Here is a 20461-nt window from a genome sequence, read left to right as displayed (position 1 = left end):
TCGCTGCCGCCGCATAATCGACTCCCATTCGCCACCACCGGAGGCCATGCGATGAACCGCCTCCAGACCCTGGAAACCCTGGCACGGGCCAAGCCCGTGCTGCAAGAGCGTTACGGTGTCAGGCGGTTGGCCTTGTTCGGCTCCACCGCCCGGGGCGACGCACGTGGTGACAGCGATGTGGATGTGCTGGTGGCGTTCGACGGCCCGGCAACTTCCGACCGGTATTTCGGCGTGCAGTTCTATCTGGAAGACGAGCTGGGCTGCACCGTAGACCTCGTGTCAGAAAAAGCGCTGCGTCCCGAGCTGCGCCCCTATGTCGAGCAAGATGCCGTCGATGTCTGAACCCACTCGCGCCTGGGCCTTCTACATAGACGACATGATCGCCTTTGCCGAAAGGGTGGTGCACTACACCCGAGGGCTCGACCAGAACGCTTTTGAAACGAGTCCGCTCCACTAGCAGCCTGTCGGACTTTGGGCGTCGATAGCGAGAATGGGCCCCAGCGAGGCCAGTTTTTGCCGAATTTGCCGCCCCATAGCGGGACTATGGGGCAAGAAGACGGTAAAAAATGGGCCGCTGCGGCGCATTCGCAGCCGACGATTCCAAAGTCCGACAGGCTGCTAGGACGCTACGCTGCGCAATCTGGAGCTGATCGGTGAAGCGGCAACCCACATTCCCACCGACATCAGGGCCCTGTATCCCGATATTCCCTGGCGGCGTATCGTGGCAACGCGCAATCGGCTGATCCATGCCTATCTGGGCATCGATCCTGACACCGTGTGGAGCATCGTCCGTGACGATGTTCCCAGTTTGCTCGCCCGGTTGCATGACATGAAAAACCGGTTAGAACGATCGAGTCGTCAGTAACCATGACGGCATGCACTTGCCGCATCGCCCCTTCAGCGCGCCACCCGCCCCCGCGCCGCTTCTTCGACCAAAGCCGCCATGGCCAGGTCATCGGCGCCCGCGCGCTCGCGCAGGCCGTGCGCCACGCCGGCCTGGTTTTCCGGCACCTGGTTCTGGCTCGCCTTCCACTTGCCCGTGAGGCGCGTGATGGCGATCTCTATGCCCACGACGGCGCCGATCATCTTTTCGAGGTAGTCGGCCGGTGCGTCCTCAATCTGCCAGGGCTGGGCGGACGCGGCCTCGTGCTGCGCGGTGAGCGCCGCGAGGTGCGCGCGCAGCCAGACCCGGTCATCGACCGCGCGCAGCGCACCATGGGCATGCACCACGGCGTAGTTCCAGGTTGGCACGGCCTTGCCCGTTTGTGCCTTGGTGGGGTACCAGCCGGGCGTGATGTAGGCGTCGGGCCCGTGGAAGATCGCGAGCGCATCAGTGCCCGAGGCGCATTCGCGCCAGAGCGGATTGGCCCGCGCGACATGGCCGCGCAGCGTGCCCAGGGGGCCGTCCTCTGGCGAGAGGCGCAGCGGAATGTGGTTGGCATCGAGCCCGCCTGCCGCCAGCGTGACCAAGGTGGCCAGTGGCCGCGCACGCATGAGCGCGTGCAAAACTTCGGTGCGCGGCTCGGAAAAATGGGCGGGGAGGTACATGGTGAACGATCCTCAACAAAACAGTCAGCAACATTCTTACAACCTGTCCACGATCTTTTCCTGAACAGGTTCTCAAAAAGCCTTCGCAGCAGATGCCGGCTTTCCAGAAAACCTCTGCCCTGCACAGACAATACGCCCATGTCAGAAACACCGCCTCCCACGCTGAACCCCACCCCTGCCCCGCCCGCCGACCCCGACAGCCTGGCCGCCTATGCCGAACGCGCTTACCTCGAATACGCTTTGAGCGTGGTCAAGGGCCGGGCGCTGCCCGATGTGTGCGACGGGCTAAAGCCCGTGCAGCGGCGCATTCTGTATGCGATGCAGCGCATGGGTCTGGGCTGGGGCGGCGCGAACAGCAACACCCCTGCCAAACCCGTGAAAAGCGCGCGCGTGGTGGGCGACGTGCTCGGGCGCTTTCACCCGCACGGCGACCAGGCCGCTTACGACGCGCTGGTGCGCCTGGCGCAGGATTTTGCGCAGCGCTACCCGCTGATCGACGGGCAGGGCAACTTCGGCAGCCGCGACGGCGACAGCGCTGCGGCCATGCGCTACACCGAGGCGCGGCTCGCGCGCATCAGCACGCTGCTGCTCGACGAGATCGACCAGGGCACGGTGGACTTCGTGCCCAACTACGACGGCTCCACCGAAGAGCCGCGCCAGCTGCCCGCGCGCCTGCCCTTCGTGCTGCTCAACGGCGCCAGCGGCATCGCCGTGGGCATGGCGACCGAAATCCCCAGCCACAACCTGCGCGAAGTGGCCGACGCCTGCGTGGCGCTGGTCAAGAACCCCGCGCTGAGCGACGAGGAACTCTTCACCCTGCTGCCCGGCCCCGACTACCCCGGCGGCGGGCAGATCATCAGCCCCGCGGCCGACATCCAGGACGCCTACCGCACGGGCCGCGGCAGCCTCAAAGTGCGCGCGCGCTGGAAGATCGAAGACCTCGCGCGCGGCCAGTGGCAGCTCGTGGTGACCGAGCTGCCGCCCGGCGTGAGCACGCAAAAAGTGCTCGAGGAAGTCGAGGAACTCACCAACCCCAAGCTCAAGGCCGGCAAAAAAGCCCTGACGCAAGAGCAGACGCAGCTCAAGGCCAGCATTCTGGCGGTGCTCGACGGCGTGCGCGACGAATCGAGCAAGGACGCACCCGTGCGCCTGGTGTTCGAGCCCAAAAGCAGCCGCATCGCGCAGGCCGAGCTCATCTCGCAGCTGCTCGCGCACACCAGCCTCGAAACGTCCGCGCCCATCAACCTGACCATGGTGGGCTTGGACGGCAGGCCCACGCAAAAAAGCCTGCGCCAGATGCTGCAGGAGTGGATCAGCTTCCGCCAGGACACCCTCACGCGGCGCTCGCGCCACCGCCTGGCCAAGGTGCTCGACCGCATCCACATCCTCGAAGGGCGGCAGATCGTGCTGCTGAACATCGACGAGGTGATCGCCATCATCCGCGCGAGCGACGAGCCCAAGGCGGCGCTGATGGCGCGCTTCCACCTGAGCGACCGACAGGCCGAGGACATCCTCGAAATCCGCTTGCGCCAGCTCGCGCGGCTGGAGGCGATCAAGATCGAGCAGGAGTTGCAGGAGCTGCGCGCAGAGCAAGCGCGCCTCGAAGACATCCTGGCACAGCCGGCGAGCCTGCGCCGGCTCATGGTCAAAGAGATCGAAGCCGACGCCAAGACCTTTGCCGACGCACGCCGCACGCTGATCCAGGCCGAGAAAAAAGCCGTGGCCGAGGTCAAGGTGATCGACGAGCCCGTCACCGTGGTGGTGTCAGCCAAAGGCTGGGTGCGCGCGCGCAGCGGCCACGGCCACGACGCGGCGGGCTTTGCGTTCAAGTCCGGCGACGGGTTGTACGGCACCTTCGAGTGCCGCACGGTGGACACACTGCTCGTGCTCGGCAGCAATGGGCGCGCGTACAGCGTGCCCGTGGCCAGCCTGCCCGGCGCACGCGGCGACGGCCAGCCCATCACCACGCTGATCGAGCTCGAACCCGGCACGCAGCCCGTGCATTACTTTGCCGGGCCAACGCAGGCCACGCTGCTGCTTTGCGGCACGGGCGGTTACGGCTTTTTGGCCACCGTCGAAGACATGGCCTCGCGCCACAAGGCGGGCAAGGCCTTCGTCACGCTGGCCGAAGGCGAGGCGCTGTGTGCGCCAGCGCTGGTCAGCGGCGCTCAGGTCGTGCGCCGCGCCGCGCTCGACGGCAGCATCATCGCGCCGCCCACCACGCCCGAGGGCACGCCGCTGCCCGGCGCGCTGGCCCCGGCCACGCAGGTGTGCTGCGTGTCGGCGCTCGGGCGCATCCTCACGTTCGAGCTGGCCGAGCTCAAGCTCCAGCCCAAAGGCGGGCGCGGCCTGATGCTCATGAGCCTGGAAGGCAGCGACACCCTGGCCGGCGCCGCGGGCTACACGCGCAGCGTGCGCGTCGAGGGCCTCGCGCGCGGCGGCAAACCGCGCGCCGAGACGCTCGAGATCCGCAGCCTGAACAACGCCCACGCCGCGCGCGCACGCAAGGGGCGCGAGGCGAACTTCGGCTTCAAACCCACGGGCGTGATGCGCATCGAATGAGAAAGAACCAAGCCACGCGCGCCCTGCGACATCGCTCCATGCCCCATTTCGCTACCCATCCCGCACCATGACGACACCCCCGCCCCCCTCCATTTCGGCCCCCACGGCCCTCACGGCCACCGCGCGCCCCGTGCGTTCGCAGTACGAAGACTTCATGCGCCACGTGTTCACGCACGGCGTGCACAAGGGCGACCGCACGGGCACGGGCACGGGCAGCGTGTTCGGCTACCAGATGCGCTTCGACCTGCGCGAGGGCTTTCCGCTGGTCACGACCAAAAAGGTGCACTTCAAGTCCGTCGCGCTCGAGCTGCTCTGGTTTTTGCGTGGCGACCGCAACGTGCGCTGGCTGCAAGAGCGCGGCGTGACGATCTGGGACGAATGGGCCGGCCCCGACGGCGACCTCGGCCCCGTCTATGGCGTGCAGTGGCGCAGCTGGCCCGCGCCCACGCCCGAAAACCCGCACGCCGCCATAGACCAGATCAGCGCCGTGATAGCCACGCTCAAGACCAACCCCGACTCGCGCCGCATGATCGTGAGCGCCTGGAACGTGGCCGAGCTCGACAAAATGGCCCTCATGCCCTGCCACGCCTTCTTCCAGTTCTACGTGGCCCCGCCGCAAACGCCCGGCGCACGCGGCACGCTGAGCTGCCAGCTCTACCAGCGCAGCGCCGACATCTTCCTGGGTGTGCCCTTCAACATCGCGAGCTACGCGCTGCTCACGCACATGTTGGCGCAGCAGTGCGATCTGGACGTGGGCGACTTCATCTGGACCGGCGGCGACTGCCACATCTACAGCAACCACACCGAGCAGGTGCAAACCCAACTCGCGCGCACGCCCTACCCCTACCCCGAACTACACCTGCGCCGCCGCCCGCCGAGCATCTTCGACTACGAATTCGATGACTTCGAGCTGCGCGACTACCAGCACCACCCGGCGATCAAGGCGCCGGTGGCGGTGTAGGTGTGGGTTGAAGAATATTGGTCAAAATTGCAGCTATCGCTTATCCAGAAAGCACAAACCGCTATATTTAGTGAAGCAATTTATTAGTATGCGATATACTGAAACGAGAGGTTGAAAATATGTTTGACGAACTGACGATGGGCCAACTTCGTTCACAGATTGAGCAACATCTCCTGATGGTTGAGGAGGTACTTGGCGGAATGGATACCTTCATTCAACGACTCGAAAAACGGGTTTCCCGAATCGAGGAGGGATTAGGAATCGAGCCCGAAGGAATTTCTGCATCGGGCTGGGTCGCCGATTTGCAGCGGGTCAAAACGGAGCTTTCCTCTATTCGAAATTTGGTCAAGTGATCATGAGTGCCGTGACCTCTCCGAAAATTGACCAACTAAGCCGTGGTTACGGCAACGTAGGTGGTAGGCCCGCTGGTGAGCGGTTTTACGATGCATTTCAGAGGTATTTGAAGGCCAACCGAGAATCCCTCTTCGACCTGACACTAACGGCCGCGTCAGCGGAGGTATTGGTAGGCCAGGATATTGCTGACCTTGATTCCCGCCTTGTTGAAGCGATTCGCATCACTAACCCCTCCCTGGCCGACGAGCATTTGCTTGGGCTAACCGGGGAAGAACTGCAAGGGGCCATCAATACCGCCAAGGGGAAATACTTTGAGTACCTTGTTGCGGATCGTCTAAATGCCGGCGAACAGGTGGGACCAGTTCTTCTTCCCGATGGCTATAACGCCGTCTTGGCAGACTCGCTGAATCAGCCTGGCTGGGATATGCAGATCGTTGGCCCTGATGGAGCCACCGCAGATTACTTGCAACTCAAGGCGACAGACAGCGCAGGCTATATTCAAGAGGCGCTGCATCGCTACCCGGACATTGAAATCCTGGCCACCCATGAGGTGGCCCACTCCGGTTTGGTGCTGGACAGCGGAATCACTGAGAGTGACCTGCACGATCAAGTGTCGTCGGCCATTGATGTCATGGATGACTCGGTGGCTGAACGCTTCCTCGACTATTTCAGCCCGCTCTTCCCCCTGGTGGCCATTGCGACTTGGGAGGGATACAAGGTTTCAGTTGGGCAGCAGACAATCGACAAGTTCAAGCTAGCCATCGCGCGCCGAGGCCAGCGCATCGTCGCCGCCAAACTCGCTGGTGCCGCAGTCTATGCCGCAGGCGGAGGGTTGCTGGCAATTCCCGCCGCTTTTGCCGGAGGCCTTTTGTTCGACCGGTACTGGAATCAGGAGGCGATCATCACTTCGTTCCGCGCCGATACCAACAGGCTGCTATCAATGCGTCTGTCGCAGCAGAGTCGGCTGCTTTCCGGGGAGTCACTATGAGTTTTTTTGACCGGCTTGCAAACGGCTTGGGGACGCTGCTCGGGGTTCTCGTCGACACCACTGTTCAGGTGATTTCTGGAATCAAGCGAGGGTACGACGCCTACAAGCGTCAAGGAGGGGTAACTGGCGCAGAAGTCGTCGATGAGATCGCGCGCAAGAAGGACCGCTTGCGCTCGGTTAATGACGAAATCATGCACCTGCGGAACCAGCACATGTCGAGCGGAAGTCTCAATGACCGTGCTCGAAAACGTTGGGAAGACCTGCGCGCCGAGCGCGAACAACTCCTCTCCGAACTCAACGAGGGTAAGGAGGTCCGCGCTGCCGAAAAAATCATCGAGACGGAGGGCGTCATCGACAAGGTTGAAATCGACCTTGAAACGACCCATGTCCTTCAGTACAACGCGTTCGCCGACACTCTCGGTAAGCAGTGTCGAGTATGCGGACGGCCGATGAAACTGCAGTGGAAGCGGGATCTTTCCGTCGCAGAGCCCAAAGACTTCTACTGGGGCTGCACGGGCTGGTATGTGCAGCAAGGTGGCCGACGCGCGTGCACACACACTGAGCAACTCCAACGAAATGACTACGGCCTGATGACCGATACAACCGCGCCGGAGTTTTCAATGACGGCCGAGGAGTTCAGCATCATCCTTACCGACAAGGGCACGGAAAAGATCATTGATACCCGCCTCAACGATCTTAAATCTGACTTGATCTCGGGGCATCGTGGAGTCGAACTGGCCACCTGTCCGGTGCACGGTGAGAACATGGTGCTACGAAAAAAGCAAAACGCGACCGGACTGCTGGACGCCTATTTTCTTGCGTGTCCGTACTGGCGCCCCAACAACGCTGGCTGCACTTTCATTGAGAAGCTGAAGTCGGGATCGCAGTTGGCGGCACTGCTGAAGTCAGAGACGGGACGTGGGGTGCTGTGATGGAGCGTGAGCGAAATGAATAGAACACTGAAGCCGACGCATTCCTCAGCGGTTTTTTCGGTCTTGTGGAAGACGCGCTAGGTGCGGCTCTCGAGTTTCAGGTAGACCGGACTCCGGTAGTTCCTTCTGAAGCGACGCCAGGGAACCCAATCGCGTGCGCTGCAAGGAGCGGAATAAGGAAGATCATCATGAGTTACCGCCCTCCATCTGCGCGCATAGAACCCGCGGCCTTGCTCGGCATAGGCGCCTTGCTGCTCTTCATTGCCCTATTCCTCGACCCTATCGGCAATAGCCCGGACACGGGTGTCTTCGACTTGGGCATGCGCGGCACGAAGTGGCTGCTGGGTATTTTGGGCGCCGGCTTTGTCGCGGTTGGCATTGGTGCGATCTGCATAGCAAAAGGCATCAAAGAATAAAGCATAAAAATGCCAAATTTCCCTGATATATCAAGCGCATGCAGCTATCAATAGCGTAGTTCTAGAACATTCCTCCCCCTCCCCTCAAGGACTCCCCATGGGCGACCCCGGACTTTTCTTCATCCTTGGTACAAGCGCGCTGCTCGTGCTCGTCGTGCTGCTGCAGCTGGCACTGTTGCTGCGCAAGCCGCGCTGGGAGACGCCCGCGGACTTGCTCGCGCGGCTCGGGGTGTTGGAGCAGAACCTGCAGGCGCTCGCGCAGGCCAGTGCGCGCAGTGAGGCGCGCAGTGAAGCAGGCAGCGAGCGCGTGGAGCAGCAGTTGCGCGCCCTGACGCAGAGCACCGCGCAGAGCCTGGAGGCCACGCGCGAGGCCGTGGGCGCGAAGCTCGACGGCAAGCTCGACCAGACGCTGGCCGAGGCGCGCAACGGGCGCGGCGAACTGCTCGCGGCGCAACGCAGCTTCGAAGCCAAGATCGAGCAGCGCTTTGAGGCGCTGCGCAGCGCCACGCAGGCCACGCTCGATTCGCTCAAGGCCGACGTGGGCACGCAGTTGGGCGTGCTTTCCACCGCGCTCAAGGACCAGCTCCAAGGCCACGGCGGCCAGCTGCACCAGCAGTTTTCCACGCTGCAAGAAACGCTGGCGCAGCAGCTCGCCGCGCTCACGCAGGGCGCGCAGCACAATTCCGAGCAACTGCGCAGCGCGCTCAACGAGCGCCTCGCGGCGATCCAGGCCGACAACAGCGCCAAGCTCGAGGCCATGCGCCGCACCGTCGATGAAAAGCTGCACGCCACACTGGAGCAACGCCTGGGCGACTCGTTCAAGCTCGTGAGCGAGCGGCTCGAACAGGTGCACGCGGGCCTGGGCGAGATGAAAACCCTCGCAGGCAGCGTGGGCGACCTCAAGCGCGTGATGACCAACGTGCGCACGCGCGGCACCTGGGGCGAGATCCAGCTCGGCGCGATCATCGAGAGCCTGCTCACGGCCGAGCAGTTCGGCCAGAACGTCAAGACCGTGCCCGGCAGCAACGATCTGGTCGAATACGCGATCAAGATGCCCGGCAAGAGCGCCGACGAGACGGTGTGGCTGCCGATCGACTCCAAGTACCCGATCGAGCACTACCAGCGCCTGCTCGACGCGCACGAGGCGCTCGACGGCGCGCAGGTGCAGCAGGCGGCCACGGCGTTCGAGGCCTCGCTGCGCCAGGAGGCGAAAAAAATCGCCACCAAGTACCTGAGCCCGCCGCACACGACCGACTTTGCCATCCTGTTTCTGCCCACCGAGGGGCTGTTTGCCGAAGTCTGCCGCGTGCCGGGCATGGTCGAAGCGCTGCAAAACGACTACCGCGTGGTCGTCGCGGGCCCGACCACGCTCGCGGCCATGCTCAACAGCCTGCGCCTGGGCTTTCGCACGCTGGCGATCGAAAAGCGCTCGTCCGAAGTCTGGAGCCTGCTCGCGGGCGTCAAGACCGAATTCCGCAAGTTCGGCGAGATCGTCGATTCCACGCGCCGCTCGATCGACGCTGCCGCGAACAAGTTCAAGGACATCGGCGTGCGCACGCGCGCCATCGAACGCAAACTGCGCGACGTGGAGGAGCTGCCCGCAGCCGAAGTGTCAGACCTGCTGGGCGCCGAGGCGCTGGGGCTGGACGAGGAAGAGGACGCAGAGAGCGCAGGCGCGGCGGAAAAGGCCAAGGGCTGAAACCGCGCGACAATGCCACGGCCGCCGCCACCCCACCAACCATCGCCCCGCGCACCCATGATCACCCGCCGCCAACTCTGGGGCCTGCTCGCGCTCACGCTCTTGTGGGGCGTGAACTGGCCCATGATGAAGCTCTCGCTGCAGCAGCTCACGCCCCTGTATTTCCGCGCGAGCACCATGCTGCTCGGCGCGGCCTGGCTGTTCATCTATCTGGCCCTGCGCACGGGCGCGCGCATGTGGCCGCGCGGGCGCGAGTGGGGCGCCATCGTGCTGCTGGGGCTGCCCAACGTGCTGGGCTGGCACACCTTGTCGATCTTCGGCGTGCAGGAGCTCGCCTCGGGGCGCGCGGCCATCCTGGGCTTTACCATGCCCATCATCACCGTAGTGCTGGGCGCCCTGTTCTTTGCCGAGCCCATCACCCCGCGCGTGCGCCTGGCGGTGCTGTGCGCGGCGCTCGCCATCGGCCTGCTGCTGTGGAACGAGCTGCAAAGCCTGAGCGGCCGCCCCACGGGCGTGGCCTGGATGCTGGGTGCGGCGCTGTGCTGGTCGGTGGGCACGCTGATGTTCCGGCGCGCGCACCTCACGCTCTCGCCCCTCGTGGTCACGGTGTGGATGCTGCTGCTGGGCGCACTCGCGCTGTGGCCGCTGGCGCTGCTGCTCGAGCCCGTGCCGCACGTGGCGGCGTTTTCGGCGCCGATGTGGATCAGCCTTGCCTATGGCGTGCTGGTCAACTACGGCGTCGCGCAGCTGATCTGGTTCAGCCTGGCGCGCGCGCTGCCGCCCGCGGTCAGCGGCATGAGCGTGCTCGCCATCCCGCTCGTGGGCACGCTCAGCGCCACTTTCATCGTGGGCGAGCGGCCGCACTGGCAGGACTGGCTCGCCATGCTGTTCGTGATGCTCGCCATCGCCAGCGTGCTTTGGCCCGCGCGCCGGGCCAAGGTGACTGCCACAGAACCCCTTGCCCAGCCGCCCGCCAAACCTGCTGCCACCCCGCTCGCAGCACCAGCCCCTGAGCCGCCCGCCGCGCCGCAGGCCACAAGCCCCACAGGCACCGCACAATAGCGGCATGTCTGCCCCAGCCCCTTCCCCGCTTCATGCGCCTTCTGCGTCCACCCCAGGCTGCGCCGCACCCTCCGAGCAGCCGCCCACGCTGCAGGTGTGCCTGATCTACGCGCGCGCCGCCAATGGCGTGATCGGCCACCAGGGGCACATGCCCTGGCACCTGCCCGAAGATTTGGCGCACTTCAAGCAGCTCACGCTGGGCGCGCCCGTGATCATGGGGCGCAAGACCTGGGACTCGCTGCCGCCGCGCTTTCGCCCCCTGCCGGGCCGGCGCAACATCGTGCTCACGCGCCAGCCAGATTGGCATGAAATTGGTGCCGAGCGCGCATCTGATCTGCGCGAGGCACTGCAATCATGCGAGCAACCTGGCACCGTCTGGGTGATCGGCGGCGCGCAGGTCTATGCCCAGGCCCTGCCGCTGGCCACGCGCATCGAAGCCACCGAAATCGCGCAGGACTTCCCCGGCGATGCCTTTGCCCCCACGCTCGGGCCCGAATGGGCAGAAACGGCACGCAGCACGCACCAGAGCGCGAGCGGCCTGCCGTTCAGCTTCGTGCGCTACGAGCGCAAAGGCGCCGCGGATGACTCCTTGATCCATAGCGCGTAGCGCTTGATATATCTGCCATAGAGGCCAAAATCATATGCAACTCGCCACCTGGAACGTCAACTCCCTCGCGGTGCGCCTGCCGCAGGTACTCGACTGGCTCGCGCGCAACCCCGTCGATGTGCTGTGCCTGCAGGAGCTCAAGCTCACCGCGGACAAATTCCCCGCCGAGGCCTTCCGCGAAGCCGGCTACGAAGCCGCGGTGTTCGGCCAGCGCACCTACAACGGCGTTGCCACACTGAGCCGCACGCCCTTGCGCGACGTGGTCCAAAACATCCCCGGCTTTGCCGACGAGCAGGCGCGCGTGATCACCGCCACGGTGGACACGCCCGCGGGGCCGCTGCGCGTGGTCAATGCCTACGTGGTCAACGGGCAGGAGCCGGGCTCGGAGAAGTTCGCCTACAAAATGCGCTGGCTCGAGGCGCTGCGCGACTGGCTGCGCGGCGAGCTTGCGGCCAACCCGTGTCTGATTCTCGCGGGCGACTTCAACATCGCACCCGAAGACCGCGACTCCTACGACCCCGAAGGCCTGCGCGAGACCATCCACCACACGACGCAGGAGCGCGAACATTTCCGCGCGCTGCTGCAGCTGGGGTTGGCCGATGCCTTCCGCCTGTTCGAACAGCCCGACAAAAGCTATTCGTGGTGGGACTACCGCATGCTCGCGTTCCCGAAGAACCGCGGCCTGCGCATAGACCACATCCTCGTGAGCGAGGCCCTGCGCCCCGCCGTGCGCGCCTGCACCATAGACCGCGCGCAGCGCAAGGTGCGCCCGCCGAGCGACCACGCGCCGGTGCTCTTGACGCTTTCGTTTTGAGAGCTGCTCACGCTGATTAAGCCTAGGGAAATGACCGATTTGACCCAAATCTACAGGCGCAAATGCGAGCGATGCTGCGCTGGCTGCTGATCGCGCTCGCGCTGCTGGCGCTGCTCTCGGCGCTCGCGTTGTGGTCCTGGGGGCAGCTCGCGCGGCGTGCACAGGGGCCGGCCGCGGTCGCGCTGGCGCCGCAGCCCGACGCCACGGCGCTCGACCGCCTCGTCGCGCCGCTGCTCGCCGCGCACCCCGATGCAAGCGCGGCGGCGCTGGTCACGCGCAACGTACAGGCCTTCACGCTGCGCGCGCAGACCGCGCGCGCGGCGCAGCGCAGCCTGGACGTGCAGTACTACATCTGGCGCGACGACCTCACGGGCCGGCTGCTCAAAAACGAGCTGCTCGCCGCCGCCGAACGCGGCGTGCGCGTGCGCCTGCTGATCGACGACATGAACACCGCCGGGCGCGACGACCTGCTGCTCGCGATGGACGCGCACCCGCAGCTCGAAGTGCGCCTGTTCAACCCCGCGCGCAACCGCAGCACCACGCTGCGGCGCGCGATCGAGATGGGGCTGCGCTTCGTGAGCGTGAACCGGCGCATGCACAACAAAGCCTGGATCGCCGACGGCCGCGTGGCGCTGGTCGGCGGGCGCAACGTGGGCGACGAGTATTTCGACGCCGCGCAGCAGGTCAACTTCCACGACGCCGACCTGCTGCTGCTCGGCCCCGCCGTGGCGCAGGCGAGCGCGATCTTCGACGCGTTCTGGAACAGCGCCGAAGTGATCCCGCTGCGCGCGCTGCACCCTGGCGCGCCGGCCGTGGACGCCGGGCAGCTGCAGCGGCGCCGCAGCGCCTGGCTGCAGCAGGCGCGCGCCTCCGACTACCTGCAAGCGGTCGGCCAGGCGCCACCGCTTGCAGACAGCCTGCACAGCGGGCTGCGCCTGCACTGGACGCCGCGGCTGCGCGTGCTCTCCGACCCGCCGCAAAAAGCCGCCGCCGTGGCCAGCCGCCGCGCGCCCGCGCACTGGCTGATGTACGACCTGCAGGCGCTGCTCTACAGCGCACGGCAGGAAAACTGGCTGGTCTCGCCCTACTTCGTGCCCGGCGAGGCGGGCACGCTGCTGTTTGCGGGCCAGGCGGCGCGCGGCATGGACGTGCGCGTGCTGACCAATTCGCTCGCCGCCACCGACGTCGCCGTGGTGCACGCGGGCTACCTGCGCTACCGCCCGGCGCTGCTCGCCGCGGGCGTGCACCTGTACGAGCTGCGCCGCGGCAATCCGCAAACCCCCAGCCTGCTGGGTAGCAGCGGCGCGAGCCTGCACACCAAGGCAGTGGTGGTCGATGGCCAGCGCGGTTTCGTAGGCTCGTTCAACTTCGACCCGCGCTCGGCGCAGCTCAACACCGAAATGGGCGTGATGTTCGACGACGCCGCGCTCGCCGCCGAAGTGCGCGCGATGGTGGCGCACGCCATGCAGCCCGCCGCGAGCTACGAACTGCAACGCGATGTGCAAGGCGAGCTGCGCTGGCTTGGCAAACCAGACGCGCAGGGTACGCGCCAGGCGCTGGCCACCGAACCTGAAACCGGCTTTTGGACCCGCGCCCTCGTGCGTGTGCTCAGCTGGCTGCCGATAGAGTCGCAGTTGTAGCTACGGTAAAAGTAGCTGCTTGCGCTTATCCAGCCGACGAGAACTGGCAATTTCGTTATAAAAAAGATCACTCGGGCGGCGCGTCCAGCCCCAGCTCCTGGATCTTGCGCGTGATGGTGTTGCGCCCTATGCCCAGACGCTGCGCCGCCTCCATGCGCCGGCCGTGCGTGGCGGCGAGCGCGGTGCGGATCAGGCGCGACTCGAAGCGGCGCGTGAGCGCGTCCCAGACCTCGCTGTGGCCGCTCGCGAGCAGTTTTTGCGCCTCGGCCTCGAGCCAGCGCTCCCAATCGCCTGCGCCGGCTCCTTCCGCCGCTGCTGCGCGCGTGCCGTTCACCGATGCGGGCTGCGCCGCCAGCGGCACTGCAGCCGCCGCCGTGCCCCAGGCTCCCGCCGGCGGCATGGCCGCCAGCGGCGCAGGGCTTGGCGGCGCGGCAAACGCCGCCACCAGGGGCGCCGCGGCCACAGGGGCCGGATCCTCTGCGGACATGCGCGCAGCCTGCGCGGGTACAGCCGCGCCGACGGAAGCGGCAGAGGCCGGTGCTTCGAGCGCGGGCGCTTCGAGCACTTCGGGCGGCAAGTCCTGCACCGAAATGACCTGCGCCGGCGCCATCACCGTGAGCCAGTGGCAGATGTTTTCGAGCTGGCGCACGTTGCCCGGAAAGGCAAACTGCTGCAGCCGTGCGAGCGCCGCGTCCGAGATGCGCTTGGGCTCCACGCCGAGCTGGCGCGCGCTGTGCTGCAAAAAGTGGCGTGTGAGCATGGGGATGTCCTCGCGGCGCTCGCGCAGCGCCGGCAGGCGCAGGCGGATGACGTTGAGGCGGTGGAACAAATCCTCGCGGAACCCCCCTTCCTTCACGCGGCGCTCCAGGTCCTGGTGCGTCGCGGCGATCACGCGCACGTGCGCCTTCACGGCCGCATGCCCGCCGACGCGGTAGAACTGCCCGTCCGAGAGCACGCGCAGCAGGCGCGTTTGCAAGTCGAACGGCATGTCGCCGATCTCGTCGAGGAACAGCGTGCCGCCCTCGGCCTGCTCGAAGCGCCCGCGCCGCTGCGTCTGCGCGCCCGTGAAGGCGCCGCGCTCGTGGCCGAACAGCTCGGATTCGAGCAGGTCCTTGGGGATCGCGGCCGTGTTGATGGCCACGAAAGGGCCGCCTGCCACGGGCGAGTGCTTGTGCAGCGCGCGCGCCACGAGCTCCTTGCCCGTGCCCGACTCGCCCGTGATCAGCACCGTGACCTGGCTCTGGCTCAGGCGCCCGATGGCGCGAAACACGTCCTGCATCGCCGGCGCCTGGCCGAGCATCTCGGGCGCTGCGCTCTGGCCGTCCTCGACGACCTCCTCGCGCTGACGCTCCTCGACCGCGCGACGGATCAGCTCCACGGCCTTGTTGAGGTCGAAGGGTTTGGGCAAATACTCGAACGCACCGCGCTGGAACGCCGACACCGCGCTATCGAGATCAGAGTACGCCGTCATGATGATGACGGGCAGCCCTGGCTGGCGCTCGCGCACTTTTTCGAGCAGCTGCAGGCCCGAGCCACCCGGCATGCGGATGTCGCTCACGAGCACCTGCGGCCCTTGCTGCGCGTCGTCGCCGGATGCCACGTCGGCCAGGGCCTCGAGCACCTCGCGCGGATGCGAAAAGCTGCGCGTGGGCAGGTCTTCGCGCGCCAGCGCCTTTTCCAGGACGAAGCGGATCGAAGGGTCGTCATCTACTATCCAGATCGGCTTCATGCGTCTCTCCACATTCCGTTGTTTGCTGCATATCGGGCGGGCCTGGCACGCTGGCCGCAGCGCAGCACACGCCAGACATCACCGGCAGTGCGCATGCCTCAAGGCAGCGGCAGCAGAATGCGAAAGTCGGTGCGCCCGGGCTCGCTCTCACACTCAAGCAAACCATCGTGCTGCTGCACAAAAGTCTGCGCCAGCGTCAGCCCCAGTCCCGACCCACCTTCGCGCCCCGACACCAAGGGATAAAAAATCCTGTCCTTGATGGCTTCCGGCACGCCCGGCCCGTTGTCTATGACATGCAATTCCAATGCCAGCCGATAGCGCTTGCGGCCAAAGGTCACCTGGCGCAGCACCCGCGTGCGCAGCGTGATGCAGGCGTCGCCCGCGGCGATGCGCTCAGTGAGGGCCTGCGCCGCGTTCTGCACGATGTTCAGCAGGGCCTGGATCAGTTGCGCGCGGTCGCCGCGGAACTCGGGGATGGAGGCGTCGTAGTCGCGCTCCACGTGCAAGCCCTGCGGATGCTCGAGCAGCACCAGCGCGAGCACGCGCTCGCAGACCTCGTGGATGTTCACGTCGCCCACCTGGTGCGGATGGCGGTGCGGTGCCAGCAGGCGATCGACCAGCCCCTGCAGGCGGTCGGCCTCGTGGATGATGACCTGGGTGTATTCGCGCAAGTCGCGGTTGGCCAGTTCCATCTCGAGCAACTGCGCCGCGCCGCGTATGCCGCCGAGCGGGTTCTTGATCTCGTGCGCAAGGTTGCGGATCAACTCCTTGTTCGCCTGCACCTGCTCGCGCAGGCGCTCCTCGCGATCCTGGCGCGCATGCTGCTCGAGCGGCCACAGCTCAACCAGGATGTCGCCCTGCCCATCCGCGGCCGCCACGTTTACGTGCGCGGGAATCAGCTCGTGCTGCAAGCCCTTGAGGCTGGCCTCGAAGCGCAGCCCCGCGGCCTCCTGCCGGCGCGCGCTGGCCAGGGCCATCTGCAGCAGCGCCGGTTGCGCAAAAAAGGTGGCAAATTCCACGCCTACGAGCGTGCGGCGCGACAGCCCCAGCGCGTTTTCCAGGGCGGCGTTGGCAAAGCGCACCGCGCCCTGGGCATCGAGCACGGCCACCAAGGTGGACATGGAGTCCAGGGCCTGCAAACGCTCACCTTTCATGCGCACCTGCGGCAGGGCCGGCCGAGCGCCCGCACCCATTACTTGCTGCCGCCCGAAGCGGCTGGCAGACGTCCCAGTTCGCGGCGCAGGCTCGCAATGTCGCTCTCGACCCGGTCGATTTCGGCCTTGAGCGCGGCCGTGCGCTCCTGGTATGCCTGCACATTGCGTATTTCGAGTGCACTGCGCTGCGGAAAGCCGTCGTTGTATTCCTTGAGCAATTCGGCACGGCGCGCCTCGGCCTTGCGCAGTTCGGCCTCGAGAATGGCGCGCGCATCGCTGTCACGCGCGCGCTGTTCGCTGTCGTTCACACGCTGCGGTGCCGTGGACGTACCGGATGCCGCAGCGCCGGCCGCCGCCGGAGCCGGACGCATTCCCGGCACCACGGTGACATTGCCCCCTTCGACCAGCTTGCACCCACGCTCCTTGGCCCGTGTAGCATCGTTGGTGTATTCGTTGCCGCAGCGGTAAATCCGGCTTTGCGCCCAGGCAGGCGCCGCAGCACCGGTCGCGGCAAGAGCGAACAGGATCAAGAACGTGGTGCGCGGTGTTTTCATTCGACTTCCTCGTGCTGGGCCGGCGGACTGGACGTACACCAGCGGTTGGGTGCGCAAGTATCCCCCATTCGCCGGGCTCTTCGCAAACCGTTGCCCTGCGTCCGAAGACGAAAAAAGGCGACCAGAGCCGCCTTTTTTCGCACCGATGCCGCGTACAACCGTGGCATCTTGCCGTCATCACAGCGAGTAATACATGTCGTATTCGACCGGATGCACGGCCATGCGATAGCGCGTCACTTCGCCCATCTTCAGCTCGAGGTAGGCGTCGAGCATGGAGTCGGTGAACACGCCGCCCTTGGTCAGGAAGGCACGGTCGTTGTCCAGCGCCTCGAGCGCCTGGTCCAGGCTATGGCACACGGTGGGCACCAACTTGTCCTCTTCGGGCGGCAGGTGGTACAAGTCCTTGGTTGCGGCTTCGCCCGGATGGATCTTGTTTTCCACGCCGTCGAGTCCGGCCATCAACATGGCCGCAAAGCCGAGGTAGGGGTTCATCAGCGGATCAGGGAAGCGCGCCTCGATGCGCCGCCCCTTGGGGTTGGCCACGTAAGGAATGCGGATCGACGCCGAGCGGTTGCGCGACGAATACGCCAGCTTCACCGGGGCCTCAAAGTGCGGCACCAGGCGCTTGTAGCTGTTCGTGCCGGGGTTGGTGATGGCATTGAGCGCGCGCGCGTGCTTGATGATGCCGCCGATGTAATACAGCGCAAACTCCGACAGGCCCGCATAGCCGTCGCCTGCGAACAGGTTTTTGCCATCTTTCCACACCGACTGGTGCACGTGCATGCCCGAGCCGTTGTCGCCTGCATAGGGCTTGGGCATGAAGGTGGCCGTCTTGCCATAGGCGTTGGCCACGTTGTGGATCACGTATTTTTGCAACTGCGTCCAGTCGGCGCGCTCGACCAGCGTGCTGAACTTGGTGCCGATTTCGTTCTGGCCCGCACCCGCCACTTCATGGTGGAACACCTCGACCGGAATGCCCAGGGATTCGAGAATCAGCGACATCTCGGCGCGCATGTCCTGCGTGCTGTCCACGGGCGGCACGGGGAAGTATCCGCCCTTGACGGTCGGGCGGTGGCCACGGTTGCCGGATTCCATCTTGGTGCCCGAATTCCAGGGGGCCTCGTATTCCTCGATCTCATACATCACGTGACCGGGCTCGGTACTCCAGCGCACGCCGTCGAAAATGAAGAATTCGGGCTCAGGGCCGAAAAATGCCGCGTCCCCCAGGCCCGAGGCCTTGAGGTAAGCCTCGGCACGCTTGGCGATCGAGCGCGGATCACGGTCGTAGGCCTTGCCGTCGCTGGGCTCGATCACGTCGCAGGTCATGATCAGCGTGGTTTCCTCGAAGAACGGATCAATGTTGGCCGTGTTCGGGTCGGGGATCAGCTGCATGTCGGACGCTTCGATACCCTTCCAGCCGGCGATCGAAGAGCCATCGAAAGCATGGCCCGAAATGAATTTGTCTTCGTCGAAGTGCGAAATCGGCACCGTGGTGTGCTGCTGTTTGCCACGGGTATCGGTAAAGCGAAAGTCAACGAACTTGACCTCGTTTTCCTTGATCATCTTCATCACATCTGCAACGGTCTTGGCCATCGGGTTCTCCAGAAAAGGCATTGAGAAAAAACGACAAATATACAAAAGCAGTTACCGTGCCAGCCGAAGCCGCCACCGCACCACCATAGCGCAGCACATGGCGCCCACCAACCCCGCCGCTCGCCATGCACTCATATGGTGCAAACGGCGGCATAAAAAGAAAACCAGGTTCCGCGCACTCATTCGGCGCATCTTTTTGCACCAAATTCGAGCAATCCCGCTTGCAAGAGCTCCCAGCCTACCGCCACAGCATCTTCCGAACCTTTGAGGCCGACTTCGATGTGCCAACCATGCGCCGGATCATCCACGCTGGGGGGCTAAAGGTCCGCACACGTGGGATGTTCACGTTGCATGCGTTCCATTAGGGGCACGAGTTCTGACTCCTGCACGCCCCAGCTGCGCACCGAACATTCTTGCTGCGGCGAACGGTGAAACAAGGCCGTATGGTAACGCTCCAGCACGCACTCGCACCGTCGTCCCCCCTACCGTGATGGGCGCGCACTGCCTTGCACCAAGTCAAAGCGGAACAGGCGGCATTCGATGGGGCCGTTCCACATCGGGATGCGGCGTGATTCCTTGAGGCGCATCTTGCTGGGCAGCTTGGGGTCGGGCGAGAGCAACCAGGCGGTCCAGCCGGTGTAGTGTTTTTTCCAGTGCGCGGCGAGCTGGCGGAAAAAGTCGCCGCCGTCTTCGCCGTCCTGCGCGCTGCTGCTTTCGACTTGTGCAGCCTCGCGGCCCACGGCGGCGCCCTGCGCGCGCAGCGCGGCGCGTGCGGCGGCGTTTTGGCCCGCATGGCCTGCCGCGGCGATGCGCTCGCCATAGGGCGGGTTGAGCAGCAGCACGCCGGGCTGCGCGCAGGGCGGCAGGCGTTGCAATGCATCGCCGCCGCGCAACTGCACGGCCTGCGCCACCCCAGCGCGCTCGGCGTTGCGCTGGGCAAAGTCCGCCATGCGGTGCGAAACATCACTGCCAAAAATGGGGATGGCGCTTGTTTGGATTGCCTCGGCAGCTTCGTCTTTGATCGCTTGCCAGACATGCGCCTGAAACGGCTGCAGGCGCTCGAATGCAAAGCGGCGCTGCGCCCCGGGCGGGACGCGGCAGGCGATTTGCGCGGCCTCGATGACGATGGTGCCGCTGCCGCAGCAGGGGTCGTAGAGCGGCACGGGTGCGTCGCCCAGCGGGTTCCAGCCGCTTGCCGCGAGCATGGCTGCGGCCAGGGTTTCCTTGAGCGGGGCATCGCCTTTGTCGAGGCGCCAGCCGCGCTTGAAGAGCGGCTCGCCCGAGGTGTCTATGTAGAGCGCGGCTTCGTCGGGGCCTAGGTGCAGGTGGATGCGCACCTCGGGCCGCTGGGTGTCCACGTCGGGGCGCACGCCCGTCTTGGCGCGGAAGCGGTCGGCCACGGCATCTTTCACGCGCAGGCCGGCAAAGTGCAGGCTCTGCAGCGGACTGTGCTGCGCGCTCACTTCGACCTTGAAGCTCTGGCGCGGGGTGAACCAGGCTTCCCAGGCGACATCGCTGGCCAGCGCGTAGAGGTCGTTTTCGCTGCGGTAGGGGCGCTCGTTCAAGAGCACGAGCACACGCTGCGCGAGGCGGCTGTGCAGGTTCAGGCGCAGCGCGTCGCGCCAGGCTGCGCGCAGCAGCACGCCGCCGCGCCCGACGAGCAAATCCTGCCCGGTGCGCCCGGTGAGCGTGTGAACCTCATCGGCCAGATAGCCTTCCACGCCGCCGGCGCAGGGCAAAAAGAGTTGGAGTGCGTTCATGGGGAATGGAGCATAGGGCAAGGTCACCCGCGTGCTTGCCTGATAGAGTCGAAAACGCCTTGTCCTGGCACATTGCCCCTGTATGCAG

Annotated in this window: 21 protein-coding genes; 15 read left to right on the top strand and 6 right to left on the bottom strand. The window is 65.5% G+C overall.

Annotation, left to right across the window (positions count from 1 at the left end):
- Positions 1–51 precede the first annotated feature (51 nt).
- Genes PYV55_RS04870 through PYV55_RS16310 form a run of 4 tightly spaced genes read left to right on the top strand, consistent with a single transcriptional unit; the run spans position 52 to position 865 of the window.
- Positions 52–342: a nucleotidyltransferase family protein gene (locus PYV55_RS04870; protein WP_275849563.1), complete on the top strand. Its 291-nt coding sequence runs from the start codon at positions 52–54 to the stop codon at positions 340–342.
- Complete coding sequence (locus PYV55_RS04865; RefSeq protein ID WP_275849562.1) at positions 335–457, top strand: hypothetical protein; 123 nt, start codon at positions 335–337, stop codon at positions 455–457. The genes PYV55_RS04870 and PYV55_RS04865 overlap by 8 nt, the downstream gene beginning before the upstream one ends.
- A 14-nt stretch (positions 458–471) precedes the next feature.
- Entirely contained in the window at positions 472–657 is a 186-nt protein-coding gene (locus PYV55_RS04860; protein ID WP_275849561.1) for a hypothetical protein, read from the top strand.
- Positions 632–865, top strand: coding sequence for a HepT-like ribonuclease domain-containing protein (locus tag PYV55_RS16310; RefSeq protein WP_407066776.1), 234 nt, complete (start codon positions 632–634; stop codon positions 863–865). Before PYV55_RS04860 ends, PYV55_RS16310 begins: the two co-directional genes overlap by 26 nt.
- A 32-nt stretch (positions 866–897) precedes the next feature.
- On the opposite strand, the gene PYV55_RS04855 is transcribed toward PYV55_RS16310, so the two are convergent.
- The gene (locus PYV55_RS04855) at positions 898–1548 is read right to left on the bottom strand and encodes an FMN-binding negative transcriptional regulator (protein WP_275849560.1); all 651 of its coding nucleotides are present in this window, start codon (positions 1546–1548) and stop codon (positions 898–900) included.
- 138 nt (positions 1549–1686) lie between these two features.
- Here PYV55_RS04855 and parC point away from each other — a divergent pair, with 138 nt between their 5' ends.
- From parC to PYV55_RS04800, 11 genes are all read left to right on the top strand, one after another.
- Positions 1687–4110 (top strand): DNA topoisomerase IV subunit A, encoded by a 2424-nt coding sequence (parC, locus tag PYV55_RS04850; protein WP_275849559.1) that lies wholly within the window; start codon positions 1687–1689, stop codon positions 4108–4110.
- Positions 4111–4177: 67 nt separating this feature from the next.
- Entirely contained in the window at positions 4178–5071 is an 894-nt protein-coding gene (locus PYV55_RS04845; RefSeq protein ID WP_275849558.1) for a thymidylate synthase, read from the top strand.
- Positions 5072–5190: 119 nt separating this feature from the next.
- Complete coding sequence (locus PYV55_RS04840; protein ID WP_275849557.1) at positions 5191–5424, top strand: hypothetical protein; 234 nt, start codon at positions 5191–5193, stop codon at positions 5422–5424.
- A 2-nt stretch (positions 5425–5426) separates the two neighbouring features.
- Positions 5427–6413: a hypothetical protein gene (locus tag PYV55_RS04835; protein ID WP_275849556.1), complete on the top strand. Its 987-nt coding sequence runs from the start codon at positions 5427–5429 to the stop codon at positions 6411–6413.
- Positions 6410–7345, top strand: a complete 936-nt coding sequence (locus PYV55_RS04830; protein WP_275849555.1) for a DNA topoisomerase family protein — start codon at positions 6410–6412, stop codon at positions 7343–7345. Before PYV55_RS04835 ends, PYV55_RS04830 begins: the two co-directional genes overlap by 4 nt.
- Positions 7346–7533: 188 nt before the next feature.
- Positions 7534–7761, top strand: a complete 228-nt coding sequence (locus PYV55_RS04825) for a hypothetical protein (protein ID WP_275849554.1) — start codon at positions 7534–7536, stop codon at positions 7759–7761.
- Positions 7762–7858: 97 nt separating this feature from the next.
- Complete coding sequence (locus tag PYV55_RS04820; protein ID WP_275849553.1) at positions 7859–9460, top strand: DNA recombination protein RmuC; 1602 nt, start codon at positions 7859–7861, stop codon at positions 9458–9460.
- 57 nt (positions 9461–9517) lie between these two features.
- On the top strand, positions 9518–10522 hold the full coding sequence (locus PYV55_RS04815; RefSeq protein ID WP_275849552.1) for a DMT family transporter: 1005 nt from the start codon (positions 9518–9520) through the stop codon (positions 10520–10522).
- 88 nt (positions 10523–10610) lie between these two features.
- Positions 10611–11129 (top strand): dihydrofolate reductase, encoded by a 519-nt coding sequence (locus PYV55_RS04810; protein ID WP_275849876.1) that lies wholly within the window; start codon positions 10611–10613, stop codon positions 11127–11129.
- A 34-nt stretch (positions 11130–11163) separates the two neighbouring features.
- Positions 11164–11943, top strand: a complete 780-nt coding sequence (locus PYV55_RS04805) for an exodeoxyribonuclease III (RefSeq protein WP_275849551.1) — start codon at positions 11164–11166, stop codon at positions 11941–11943.
- Positions 11944–12005: 62 nt separating this feature from the next.
- Positions 12006–13583 (top strand): phospholipase D family protein, encoded by a 1578-nt coding sequence (locus PYV55_RS04800; RefSeq protein ID WP_275849550.1) that lies wholly within the window; start codon positions 12006–12008, stop codon positions 13581–13583.
- Positions 13584–13650: 67 nt separating this feature from the next.
- Here the strand turns inward: PYV55_RS04800 and ntrC are convergent, their stop codons facing one another.
- The 5 genes from ntrC to PYV55_RS04775 form a co-directional block, all read right to left on the bottom strand.
- Positions 13651–15312 (bottom strand): nitrogen regulation protein NR(I), encoded by a 1662-nt coding sequence (gene ntrC / locus PYV55_RS04795; protein WP_275849549.1) that lies wholly within the window; start codon positions 15310–15312, stop codon positions 13651–13653.
- 98 nt (positions 15313–15410) lie between these two features.
- Positions 15411–16466 carry a nitrogen regulation protein NR(II) gene (glnL, locus tag PYV55_RS04790; protein WP_275849548.1) on the bottom strand — a complete coding sequence of 352 codons (1056 nt, stop codon included), beginning with the start codon at positions 16464–16466 and terminating at the stop codon, positions 15411–15413.
- 38 nt (positions 16467–16504) lie between these two features.
- A complete protein-coding gene (locus PYV55_RS04785) occupies positions 16505–17020 on the bottom strand; it encodes a hypothetical protein (RefSeq protein ID WP_275849547.1) in 516 nt (171 codons plus the stop codon).
- Positions 17021–17197: 177 nt separating this feature from the next.
- On the bottom strand, positions 17198–18613 hold the full coding sequence (glnA, locus tag PYV55_RS04780; RefSeq protein WP_275849546.1) for a type I glutamate--ammonia ligase: 1416 nt from the start codon (positions 18611–18613) through the stop codon (positions 17198–17200).
- 482 nt (positions 18614–19095) lie between these two features.
- Entirely contained in the window at positions 19096–20373 is a 1278-nt protein-coding gene (locus tag PYV55_RS04775; protein ID WP_275849545.1) for a THUMP domain-containing class I SAM-dependent RNA methyltransferase, read from the bottom strand.
- Between the last annotated feature and the right edge of the window lie 88 nt (positions 20374–20461).

This window comes from Extensimonas soli, assembly GCF_029211265.1.
Classification (GTDB): Bacteria; Pseudomonadota; Gammaproteobacteria; order Burkholderiales; family Burkholderiaceae_C; genus Extensimonas; species Extensimonas soli.
Note: the sequence above shows the minus strand (reverse complement) of the source record. Positions and strands in the feature narration are given on the sequence as shown.

Excerpts from the sequence above, each read along its gene's own strand:
- PYV55_RS04870 (WP_275849563.1), top strand. The coding sequence starts at position 52 with ATGAACCGCCTCCAGACCCTGGAAACCCTGGCACGGGCCAAGCCCGTG.
- PYV55_RS04865 (WP_275849562.1), top strand. The coding sequence starts at position 335 with ATGTCTGAACCCACTCGCGCCTGGGCCTTCTACATAGACGACATGATC.
- PYV55_RS04855 (WP_275849560.1), bottom strand. The coding sequence starts at position 1,548 with ATGTACCTCCCCGCCCATTTTTCCGAGCCGCGCACCGAAGTTTTGCAC.
- parC (WP_275849559.1), top strand. The coding sequence starts at position 1,687 with ATGTCAGAAACACCGCCTCCCACGCTGAACCCCACCCCTGCCCCGCCC.
- PYV55_RS04845 (WP_275849558.1), top strand. The coding sequence starts at position 4,178 with ATGACGACACCCCCGCCCCCCTCCATTTCGGCCCCCACGGCCCTCACG.
- PYV55_RS04840 (WP_275849557.1), top strand. The coding sequence starts at position 5,191 with ATGTTTGACGAACTGACGATGGGCCAACTTCGTTCACAGATTGAGCAA.
- PYV55_RS04835 (WP_275849556.1), top strand. The coding sequence starts at position 5,427 with ATGAGTGCCGTGACCTCTCCGAAAATTGACCAACTAAGCCGTGGTTAC.
- PYV55_RS04830 (WP_275849555.1), top strand. The coding sequence starts at position 6,410 with ATGAGTTTTTTTGACCGGCTTGCAAACGGCTTGGGGACGCTGCTCGGG.
- PYV55_RS04825 (WP_275849554.1), top strand. The coding sequence starts at position 7,534 with ATGAGTTACCGCCCTCCATCTGCGCGCATAGAACCCGCGGCCTTGCTC.
- PYV55_RS04820 (WP_275849553.1), top strand. The coding sequence starts at position 7,859 with ATGGGCGACCCCGGACTTTTCTTCATCCTTGGTACAAGCGCGCTGCTC.
- PYV55_RS04815 (WP_275849552.1), top strand. The coding sequence starts at position 9,518 with ATGATCACCCGCCGCCAACTCTGGGGCCTGCTCGCGCTCACGCTCTTG.
- PYV55_RS04805 (WP_275849551.1), top strand. The coding sequence starts at position 11,164 with ATGCAACTCGCCACCTGGAACGTCAACTCCCTCGCGGTGCGCCTGCCG.
- PYV55_RS04800 (WP_275849550.1), top strand. The coding sequence starts at position 12,006 with ATGCGAGCGATGCTGCGCTGGCTGCTGATCGCGCTCGCGCTGCTGGCG.
- ntrC (WP_275849549.1), bottom strand. The coding sequence starts at position 15,312 with ATGAAGCCGATCTGGATAGTAGATGACGACCCTTCGATCCGCTTCGTC.
- glnL (WP_275849548.1), bottom strand. The coding sequence starts at position 16,466 with ATGAAAGGTGAGCGTTTGCAGGCCCTGGACTCCATGTCCACCTTGGTG.
- PYV55_RS04785 (WP_275849547.1), bottom strand. The coding sequence starts at position 17,020 with ATGAAAACACCGCGCACCACGTTCTTGATCCTGTTCGCTCTTGCCGCG.
- glnA (WP_275849546.1), bottom strand. The coding sequence starts at position 18,613 with ATGGCCAAGACCGTTGCAGATGTGATGAAGATGATCAAGGAAAACGAG.
- PYV55_RS04775 (WP_275849545.1), bottom strand. The coding sequence starts at position 20,373 with ATGAACGCACTCCAACTCTTTTTGCCCTGCGCCGGCGGCGTGGAAGGC.